Origin of the sequence: Cyanobium sp. WKJ7-Wakatipu, from assembly GCF_024345355.1 — a bacterium.
GTDB lineage: Bacteria > Cyanobacteriota > Cyanobacteriia > PCC-6307 > Cyanobiaceae > Cyanobium_A > Cyanobium_A usitatum.
Genome location: NZ_JAGQAY010000027.1, coordinates 24,354 through 33,952, shown reverse-complemented (window position 1 = coordinate 33,952; position 9,599 = coordinate 24,354). Strand labels below are relative to the sequence as shown.

Sequence of the window (9,599 nt, the reverse complement as noted above, 5' to 3'; positions counted from 1 at the left end):
CTGCTTCCGCTTCAACCGGCGTTTCTCAATGGTTGCGATGACGGAACGGATCGCCAATGCAGTCTGCTGCTGCACGCCTTGCACGGAGCGCGATCTCAGGCTTGCGGAGGCTTATGGGTAATCACGACTCTGGAAGCGCCCCTTCGATCGTGGCGGCGGCCACGAAGCGCACGTCGTGGAGCTCGATGTGACAGCCAGGGGCCCGGCCGCCCAGCACCGCCAGAAACAACTCGGGCCGGTCCTGGCTCTCAGAAATCATCGAAACCCAAACGGCCCTCGCTGCCAAAGCTTGCCAATCTGGGCGCAACGCCCCCAGCCGATCAAGCCATGACTAAAAAGGTGGATGTGCTGATCGTGGGTGCCGGGCTCTCGGGCCTTGTGGCTGCCCGCCGGCTGCAAAGCGCCGGCCGCGCGGTGCGGGTGCTGGAAGCCCGGAGCCGGGTGGGCGGGCGCATGCTGAGCACCACCAGCGCCAATGGCAGCGTCATTGACCTAGGCGGCCAGTGGGGCGGCGCCAGCCACCACCGCTTCGCGGCCCTGCTGGATGAGCTGGCACTCGAGCGCTTTGCCAGCCACTACGGCGACCGCGGCGTCTTTCACTGGCGCGGCAGCAGGGTGGAAGCGCCCCTGGCAAAAGACTTTGCGTCAAGCCATCTCTTCTTCAAACCTGAGAGCCTCGGCCTGCCTGCAGCGGAGCTGGACGCCTGTCAAGCCCTGCAGCGGGCCTTCAACGACCTGGTGGCTCAGGTGGATTCTCACCAGCCCTGGCGCACGCCCGATGCCGAGCAGCTCGACCGCCTCACGGTGGCGCAGTGGGCCGAGCGGCACACCACCGTCCCCGTGGCCCGCCTGCCCCTCGACTGGCTCTGCCGCGTGGGAGGCTCCGGCGGCTTTGAACCCTGGGAGGCTTCGATCCTGCACCTGGCCTGGACCCAGGCCGTCGCCCCCCAGGCGGAGAGCCCGGAGGCCTGGCTGGTGCGCGGTGGGGCCGGAGCTGTTGCCCAGCGGCTGGCCTCAACCCTGGAGGCCCAAGCGCCCGGCAGCCTGCTGCTGAACCGGCCCGTGCAGGCCATCGTTCAAGACAGCCACGGCGTTTACCTAGTGGACAGCAGCGGGGAGCGGCATCACGCCGCCAGCGCCATCGTGGCCATCCCGCCACCGCTGCGGCTGGCGATCCGCTTCGAGCCGGCCCTGCCCGCAGCACTTAGCTCCCTGCTGCAGCGCTCACCCATGGGAGCAATGATCAAAATTCTGGCCATCTATGCCCGGCCCTTCTGGCGCGAGCAGGGCCTCAACGGCCTGGGGAGCGGCGATCTGCCGTTCCTGGAGCTCACCGCCGACAGCGGACCTCCGGAAGGCCAGCCGGCAGTGTTAGCCGGCTTCGTCGCTGGCGAGCGCGCCCTGAGGCTTGGCGCCATGCCAGCCCTGCAGCGGCGGCAGCTGGTCATTGACGACCTAGTGGCCTACTGGGGGCCAGAAGCGGCAAAGCCGCTTGAGCTGGTGGAGCAGGACTGGAACAAGGAGCCCTGGAGCGGCGGCGCCTTTACCAGCTTCGTGATCCCTGGCACTTGGACGGGCCCGGCCCGGCTAGTAGCTGCCAATCACGGCCGGGTGATCTGGGCGGGCAGCGAGGCTTCCCCCCGCTGGCCGGGCTATTTCGAAGGGGCAATCGAAGCCGGTGAGCGAGCGGCCGCCACAGCCCTGGGCGAATTACCAGCCAACTAGCTGTGCTCGCGCAGAAAGGTGATCGTGCCCTCAAGCTCCTCAGCGAAGCGGTCGATCTCTTCAGGGGTGGTTGTGAAGCCCAGGCTGGCTCTGGCTGAGCCGGGGAGGCCGTAGAGGCGGTGCAGGGGCTGGGTGCAGTGATGGCCGCTGCGGATGCAAATGCCAGCTGAATCCAGCAGGGCGGCGATGTCGTTGGCGTGCAGGCCATCCACCGTGAAGGCCGCCAGGGCACCGCGATCGGGTTGCTGCTCGGGGGTGGGACCCAAGATGCGTACCCCCTCAATCGCCTGGAGACGCGCAAACAACTGGCGGGTGAGCAGCTGCTCCCAGGCGTGGATGCGCTCGAGACCAATGGCACTGAGGTAGTCGAGAGCAGCGCCCATGCCGATCGCCTCGCCGATGGCCGGGGTGCCCGCCTCAAATTTGTGCGGCAGTTCGGCCCAGCTGCTGTGATCGAGGTAAACGTCCTGGATCATCTCGCCTCCGCCCAGAAAGGGCGGCATCGCCTCCAGCAGAGCCTCGCGGGCCCAAAGAAAGCCCATGCCGGTGGGGCCGCAGAGCTTATGGGAGCTGCCCACCAAAAAATCGCAGCCCAGCTGGGCCACATTCACCACCAGGTGGGGCAGGCTCTGACAGGCATCCACCAGCACCAGAGCGCCGGCGGAGTGGGCCAGCTCCACCACCTGCTCAATCGGATTGAGGCAGCCGAGGGTATTGCTCACCTGCACCAGGCTTACGAGCTTGGTGCGCTCGCTGATCTGGCCGCGCAGATCCTCCAGATCCAGCTCACCGCTCTCGGTGAGGCCCGCATGGCGCAGCACGCAGCCAGTGCGCGCCGCCAGCAGCTGCCAGGGGACCAGGTTGGAGTGGTGCTCCATCACCGTGAGCAACACCTCATCACCGGGGCCCAGGTTGGCCTCGCCCCAGCTGCGGGCCACCAAGTTGATCGCCTCGCTGGCATTGCGGGTGAACACGATTTCTCGCGCATTGGCCGCACCAATGAAGGTGGCAGTTTTGCTGCGGGCTGCCTCAAAGCCTTCAGTAGCGCGAGCACTGAGCTGGTGGGCGCCGCGGTGCACGTTGGCGTTGTCGTGGTCGTAGTAGTGCTGCAGGGCCGCCAATACCTGACGGGGCTTCTGGCTGGTGGCGGCGTAATCGAGGTAGATCAGCGGCTGGCCAAGGCAAGCCGTTTGGGCCAGCAGGGGGAAATCAGGCCGGGTGAGGGCAGCAAGATTCGGCGTAACCACCTCAAGGCTGGTGGGAGATGCGGTGGTGGTTACTGCTGCGGTGGAGGTGGTGGTCATGGATGCTCCCGCAGCAGCAGCTTTAGCGGATTCAGGGCCGCCACCGCCGCGGGAAGCTCGCGCAACACCTCCTCGCAATAGCCCCGCAACAGCAACCGTGAGGCTTGTTCAGCGCCAATACCCCGGCTCTGCAGATAAAAAAGCTCGTTTTGCTGCAGCCGACTAATGGTGGCGCCGTGGGCGCACTTGACATCGTCCGCGACGATTTCAAGCTCGGGTTTGGTATCCACTCGAGCCCGATCGGAGAGCAACAGGCTGCGGCTGAGCTGGGCGGCGTTGGTTTGCTGGGCGCTGCGCGGCACCCGCACAGCCCCGTTGAACACGCTGCGTCCGGCCCCATCAGCTACCACCTTGTGGAGCTGATCGAGCTGGCCATCGGGGCCTTCAAAACGCACTTGGCTGTGGGTGTCGGCCAGCTCCTGGCCATCCACCAGCTGCAGGGCCCGCAGCCGGGTGTGGGCCGCTCCCTCGAGCTGGCTGATGCAGGGCTCGAGCCGGCTGAGGGCCCAACCCCCAACTGCGGTAGTGAGCTGGAGGGAGCTGGTGGGGGCCTGAGTGATCGACAGGTGGCTGAGCAGGCTGGCGCGGGCATCGCCAGGCGCCAGTAACCCCAGATTGAGCTGGGCGCCGCGGCCAAGCTGGGCCACCACTACCAAGCTGGTGGCATTGGGGCCACTGGAGCCGTGCTGAATAAGCAGCTCCAGTCTGGCGCCCTCCTCAAGCACGAGCACCAGCTGCAGTGCCCGCAGACCCGGCTCCGCGCCGGCGTCAAAATGCAATTGCAACGGATCCGCTGCTCCAGCCACCCTCAAGGCCAGACAGCGGGGCGAAGCGCCTTGATTAACCCGCACCGACCAAGCATCGCTGCCGCCTGTGGCTTTGAGCACCTGCTGCTGCAAACCCTGCGCCTGATCAGCTCCGATGCGGCTAATGCCAGCGGGCAAGCTGAGTTGGGCGAATGGATCGACACCACTCCAGAGCTCGGGCGCCAAGGCCTCTAGGGCAGCAAGGCCAGTGAATCGCCACTCCTCCTGACTTCGCCCCGGCAGGGGAGCGCCAGCAAGTTGGGTGAGCCAATCGGCAGTATTTGGCATAACCGCAGCTGGCATCACAACACCTCCGCAGGTTCCTGGCCCAGGCTGGCCAGCGCCTGATCCACCCATTCGTAACCAGTGCGCTCAAGCTCCAAGGCCAGCTCCTTGCCTCCGGTGCGCAGGATCCGGCCCGCAGCCATCACATGGACGAAATCGGGGGTGATCAGATCGAGCAGGCGCTGGTAGTGGGTGATCAGCAAGGTGGCATTTTCCGGGCCCGCGAGTTGATTGACCCCATCAGCCACGATGCGTAGGGCGTCGATATCAAGGCCAGAATCGGTTTCATCGAGGATCGCCACCAACGGCTCAAGTAGCGCCATCTGCAAGATCTCGTTGCGCTTTTTCTCGCCACCGGAGAAGCCTTCGTTGACACTGCGCTCTAAAAATGCCGGATCCATCTGCACCACCTTGAGGCGCTCGCGCACGAGGTCTTCGAAAGCAAAGGTGTCCAGCTCCTCCTCACCCCTTTGAGCGCGGCGGGAGTTAGAGGACACCCGTAGGAATTCAAGGTTGCTAACCCCCGGGATCTCCACCGGATATTGAAATCCCAGGAATAAGCCCAAGCGGGAGCGCTGTTCTGGCGCTAGCTCAAGCAGGTCTGAGCCCATATATGAAACCGACCCGGCTGTGACCGTGTAGGCGGGATGGCCGGCCAGCACTTTGGAAAGTGTGCTTTTGCCACTGCCATTACGCCCCATCACTGCGTGGATTTCACCAGCTCGGATCGTGAGGTTCACCCCCTTAAGGATTGGCTGCTCCTCAACCCGCGCGTGCAGGTCAGAAATTTCGAGCAATACCGGGGCGTCTGGGCGAATCACAGCAGGTAAGGAAGGGCGGGAAAGGGGAACTGACAGATAGAACAGATCGGTGCGGCTCAGCCCACTGATCCCTCGAGCTTGAGGGCAAGCAATTTGTCTGCCTCAGCAGCAAATTCCATTGGCAGTTGATTAAACACGTCGCGGCAAAAACCGCTGACCATCATCGAAACAGCCTCCTCAAAACCAATGCCCCGGCTTTGCAGGTAAAAGAGTTGGTCTGCGGAGATGCGGCAAGTGCTTGCCTCATGCTCCACTGCGGCATCCGGTTGCTGAGAGCGGATATAGGGGTAGGTATTAGCGCCAGCCTGATCGCCAATCAACATCGAATCGCACTGGCTGTAATTCTTAGCCCCTACAGCTTTAGGGCCGATTTGGACAAGGCCGCGGTAGCTATTAGAAGAATGGCCAGCGCTGATGCCCTTACTGACAATGGTTGAGCGGGTCCTCGGACCGACGTGAATCATCTTGGTACCAGTATCAGCCTGCTGATAGTTATTAGTGAGGGCAACCGAATAAAATTCGCCCACCGAATCAGCACCTTGCAGCACACAACTGGGATACTTCCAAGTGATTGCCGATCCAGTTTCCACCTGAGTCCAGCTGATGCGGCTGCGGTCGCCCCGGCACTGGCCGCGCTTGGTCACGAAGTTATAAATGCCCCCTACGCCATGCTCGTCACCGGCGTACCAGTTCTGAACTGTTGAGTATTTGATAGAAGCATCATCAAGTACTACCAACTCCACAACGGCTGCATGGAGCTGATTGGTATCAAACATCGGAGCCGTACAACCCTCCAAGTAGCTAACCGAAGCACCCTCTTCGGCAATTATCAAAGTGCGTTCAAACTGACCCGTATCGGCGGAATTGATCCGGAAGTAAGTTGACAACTCCATCGGGCAGGCCACACCCTTGGGGATAAAAACAAAAGAACCGTCACTAAAAACTGCAGAATTCAGGGCGGCAAAATAGTTGTCATTACTTGGAACGACCGTGCCAAGATATTTCTCCACCAAGTCTGGATATTCCTTTACAGCCTCACTGATTGAGCAGAAAACAACCCCATGCTCTGCAAGCTTTTCACGATAGGTAGTGGCGATTGAAACACTGTCAAAAACAGCATCAACTGCCACGTTGGAGAGGCGCTTCTGCTCACTTAGGGGGATGCCAAGCTTTTCAAATGTTTCCAGCAGTTTGGGATCTACCTCATCAAGACTGGCTTTTTTCTCCTGCTGCTTAGGAGCTGCGTAGTAAATAATATTTTGATAATCGATCGGTGGGTAACCCAGTGCCGCCCAATCTGGTGACTGCATATTCAGCCATTGGCGATAGGCCCGCAGCCGAAAAGCCAATAAAAACTCAGGCTCACTTTTCTTGGAGGAGATCAGACGCACAACGTCTTCACTCAGACCCTTGGCGATCTTTTCAGTTTCAATATCAGTTACGAAACCGTGCTTATACGGCTGTGAAACTAGATCGCCAACGGTTGCAGTACTCATCGAGGTAAACCGACTCAGCTGGCAGTAAGGGCTTTAACTTCGTCTAAGGAAATTGTCTGCTGGTCACCGCGGAAAGCATTGTCCTCGGTGAGAAACAGCATGCAGTGGCACTCTTTACGCTCCCGCATGGGCACGCAAGGGCAGTTCCAAAAGGCTTGGGAAACCTCTGCCTGCTTGTCCTCGTAATGACGGCAGGGGCATAGGGCACCACCAAGCTCATCCTTGTGCTTGGCCAAGCCAGCAAGCACCACAGCGGTCACACCGGGATCACTACAAAAGTAAGTACCGGTGCGCTGCGCGTAGGTTTCAGCAAACTTTCGGATCACCTCCAAGCTGTCGGAGTGCGCCGGCGAGCTCCCTGCGGAGCTCTCAGCGGTCGAACTGGCCGGAGTGTCGGACATGGCTCGAAAGGGAAGGTGGTCAGAAGGCGGTAGTCAAACAGCACCTCGGAATCCGGTGCCATCGGCAGCTAGCAATCGGATTTGCCAGCAGACCATTACGAAACCAATGTGTTTCGTTAGGGAATGAGCCTAAGACACCAAGGCTGCCAGCGGGGCCCAATCCCCAACCTCCCGCCAGTCGTGGCATCGTTGTCTCAACCGGCCTTTGCCGTGAGCGCCATTCCCGAAATCATTCACCAGCACGCCGATCCGGCATCCACCCGGGATACGGTCCTCACCTTGCTGGTTAGGCATGGAGAGGCCACCGCGAGCGCCCTAGCCGCACACCTGGCAATGTCGGTGCAGGTTGTGCGTCGCCATTTGCGGGGCCTAGAAGACGATGGCCTGGTCGAGGCAAGTCCTTCGGCGGAGGGTCCGGGCAGGCCCAGTAATTATTGGCGCCTTACCGCCAAGGGGCAGGGGCAATTTCCCGATGGCAGCGACCATTTCGCCCTCGGACTGCTGCAATCTCTGGCTGGCAACCTGCCACCTGAAACCCTGCAGGCACTCCTAGAACATCAAGCCATTCAGCAGGCTGACGCCTACCGCCACCGCATCGGCGCTGGCTCGCTTCAAGAGCGGCTGGAGCAACTAGTGGATCTACGCCGGCAAGAGGGGTACCTGGCGGAATGTTCCCAAGAGGCCGGCAACCCTCAAGCCTGGATGCTCAGTGAATTTCACTGTTCCGTGATGCGCATTGCCGAGCAATTCCCCTGCATCTGCGACCAGGAGCTGCAGCTAATTCGCCACACCTTTCCCGACTGCCAGGTGGATCGAGTGCAATGGCGCTTGGAGAAGGGTCACTCTTGCGGCTTTCGCCTGACGCCCTGCCGTGACGACTGAAGCACCGCAACCCCAGGCCCAAAGTCCGCTTTCAGCAGCAGAACTGGCGGAGCTGGAGGCCACCCTCCTTCCTGCCTTAGAGCGGCACCATCTGCGCCTTCTGGCCCACAGCCTGCGCAGCCTGCAGGCGATCGCAGCCCACCAGCCCGCAGGGGCCCTGCCAGGCCACGACGCGATGCGCGCCTGGGCCAGCCAGCAGCCCGCGCTCGCCGACGCCCCCTGCTTCCAGGCAGTTCTGGTGGAGCAATTAGAGGCGGCGGGCAGGCAGCTGCAGCAACTGGCTACCACCCTGAACCGGGCGCCATTGGCCCTAGAGCTGGGCGACCTAATCGCCGCGGCTTGCGATCATCGCCACAGACACAGCCCCAGCCCCAGCACGCCAGTGAGCGAAATCCAATCCGAGTCGATCGCCGACGCCCTCAGCTTTTTCCGCCTTAGCTGCGGTCGCTGGCGCTCCCAGCGCAGCAGCCATCACCTGCTGCACCGGCGAGCTGAGGCGGGAGGCTCCTTCATTGAGGTGGTGGAGATCGCCGCGGCCGACCCCCGCCTGATCGCCATCGCCGAGCTCCACGGCGAAAATCCCGCCGGCCTCGTTGGCGGCTGCCGGGTGACCTGGAACGCCTCAATGGCGTGGGACAAAGCCGGAGAAGCCCACGAGGGGGAAAGTGTTTTCGGCTTGATCCCCACCGATGAGCTAGGCCGGTCCGGCCTGCTTTTGCGCGACCGTGGCTACGCCGAAACCGCCCCCGTGGCAGGTCATTTCGCCATGGACGAGCGCGATGGGCTACTGCTCACCACCAGCTACGAAACCATGGCCAGCCTGGAGCGATTCAGCTTTGCCGGCCCCAACGTGCGCCTGCGCACCAGCACGGTGGAGGGCCTCTCCAATACGGCGTCCTTCTGCGTCGAAACACGGCTGCTAGACAGCCCGGAGCCTGGGGCCACAACCCCAGCTCAAGAGCCCGTTTCCGAGCAGCCCCTGTCGCCCCTGGGATGGTGACGAACGTTACGGACTGTGAGCCCTGTCACGGCCAGCCGAACCCGGCCGCAGCCGCACTTCTACGATCAGCAACGACGGATGATGAAGTTGTGTGGCCCTGCCCCTCCTGAAATACGCGCCCACTACCCAAAACTCGCGGGTTGACCCGCTTCGGGTGGGTTCGGATGAGGACCCCAAACCCATGTCCATGGACAGGGCAATGGATCCCAAAGACCTAAATCTGGTCATCGAGTCGTGTTACCGACAGATTTTCTTTTATGCCTTCAAGGTCGACCGCAACTCGACATTGGAGAGCCAGCTGCGCAACGGCCAAATGAGTGTGCGGGATTTCATTCGCTCCTTGTGTCTCTCAGACACCTTCACCCGCAGCTTCTACAACCTGAACAGCAATTACCGAGTGGTGCGCCACCTGGTGGAAAAGCTGCTGGGTCGCCCCACCCACGGCAGGTCTGAGGAGATCGCCTGGGCGGCCGTGCTGATGACCCGCGGGGTCAAGGGCATGGTTGACGACATCCTCAACGGCCAGGAATACCTGGACGCCTTCGGTTACGACACCGTTCCCTTCCACCGCAACCGCGTGGTGGGCTCCCGCGATCTGGGCGAAACCCCCTTCAACATCACCACACCGCGATACGAGGCCTATTACCGCGGCATCTTGGGCTTCCCCCAAGTTGTGTACACCGGCACCGCCAAAACGATCCCCGCTCGCTCCCGTCAGCGCCGTGGCGGCTTCCCCGAGGACTACCTCCCCTGGGTGCGCAATCTGCCTGCCATGCGCAGCCAAGGCGGTGCATCCGGCAGCGTCAGCATGGACTATCTGTCCAAGGTTCCTTACCGCAGCATCGGCCGCTGAAGCCAGTCCCCAACTAAATCCCCGGG

10 protein-coding genes are annotated in these 9,599 nt (G+C 62.0%); 4 read left to right on the top strand and 6 right to left on the bottom strand.

Features of this window, described 5'->3' with window-relative positions; translation table 11 throughout:
- Positions 1–121 precede the first annotated feature (121 nt).
- Positions 122–259 carry a DUF1543 domain-containing protein gene (locus KBY83_RS12490; RefSeq protein ID WP_255019828.1) on the bottom strand — a complete coding sequence of 46 codons (138 nt, stop codon included), beginning with the start codon at positions 257–259 and terminating at the stop codon, positions 122–124.
- 68 nt (positions 260–327) lie between these two features.
- Here KBY83_RS12490 and KBY83_RS12485 point away from each other — a divergent pair, with 68 nt between their 5' ends.
- Positions 328–1,725, top strand: a complete 1,398-nt coding sequence (locus KBY83_RS12485) for an FAD-dependent oxidoreductase (RefSeq protein WP_255019827.1) — start codon at positions 328–330, stop codon at positions 1,723–1,725.
- Here the strand turns inward: KBY83_RS12485 and KBY83_RS12480 are convergent.
- Genes KBY83_RS12480 through KBY83_RS12460 form a run of 5 tightly spaced genes read right to left on the bottom strand, consistent with a single transcriptional unit; the run spans position 1,722 to position 6,838 of the window.
- Entirely contained in the window at positions 1,722–3,029 is a 1,308-nt protein-coding gene (locus tag KBY83_RS12480; protein ID WP_255019826.1) for a SufS family cysteine desulfurase, read from the bottom strand. The genes KBY83_RS12485 and KBY83_RS12480 overlap by 4 nt on opposite strands.
- Positions 3,026–4,138 (bottom strand): SufD family Fe-S cluster assembly protein, encoded by a 1,113-nt coding sequence (locus KBY83_RS12475; RefSeq protein ID WP_255019825.1) that lies wholly within the window; start codon positions 4,136–4,138, stop codon positions 3,026–3,028. The genes KBY83_RS12480 and KBY83_RS12475 overlap by 4 nt, the downstream gene beginning before the upstream one ends.
- A complete protein-coding gene (gene sufC / locus KBY83_RS12470) occupies positions 4,138–4,941 on the bottom strand; it encodes a Fe-S cluster assembly ATPase SufC (RefSeq protein ID WP_255019824.1) in 804 nt (267 codons plus the stop codon). The genes KBY83_RS12475 and sufC overlap by 1 nt, the downstream gene beginning before the upstream one ends.
- Before the next feature lie 56 nt (positions 4,942–4,997).
- Positions 4,998–6,437 (bottom strand): Fe-S cluster assembly protein SufB, encoded by a 1,440-nt coding sequence (sufB, locus tag KBY83_RS12465; RefSeq protein WP_255019823.1) that lies wholly within the window; start codon positions 6,435–6,437, stop codon positions 4,998–5,000.
- A gap of 14 nt (positions 6,438–6,451) precedes the next feature.
- A complete protein-coding gene (locus KBY83_RS12460) occupies positions 6,452–6,838 on the bottom strand; it encodes a ferredoxin-thioredoxin reductase catalytic domain-containing protein (protein WP_255019821.1) in 387 nt (128 codons plus the stop codon).
- Between the two features lie 231 nt (positions 6,839–7,069).
- On the opposite strand from KBY83_RS12460, the gene sufR reads away from it, so the two are divergent.
- The 3 genes from sufR (at position 7,070) to KBY83_RS12445 (ending at position 9,573) form a co-directional block, all read left to right on the top strand.
- A complete protein-coding gene (gene sufR / locus KBY83_RS12455) occupies positions 7,070–7,720 on the top strand; it encodes an iron-sulfur cluster biosynthesis transcriptional regulator SufR (protein ID WP_255019832.1) in 651 nt (216 codons plus the stop codon).
- Positions 7,721–8,111: 391 nt separating this feature from the next.
- Positions 8,112–8,720, top strand: coding sequence for a phycobiliprotein lyase (locus KBY83_RS12450; protein ID WP_255019830.1), 609 nt, complete (start codon positions 8,112–8,114; stop codon positions 8,718–8,720).
- A gap of 91 nt (positions 8,721–8,811) precedes the next feature.
- On the top strand, positions 8,812–9,573 hold the full coding sequence (locus tag KBY83_RS12445) for a phycobilisome rod-core linker polypeptide (protein ID WP_106632581.1): 762 nt from the start codon (positions 8,812–8,814) through the stop codon (positions 9,571–9,573).
- The last annotated feature ends 26 nt before the right edge of the window (positions 9,574–9,599 follow it).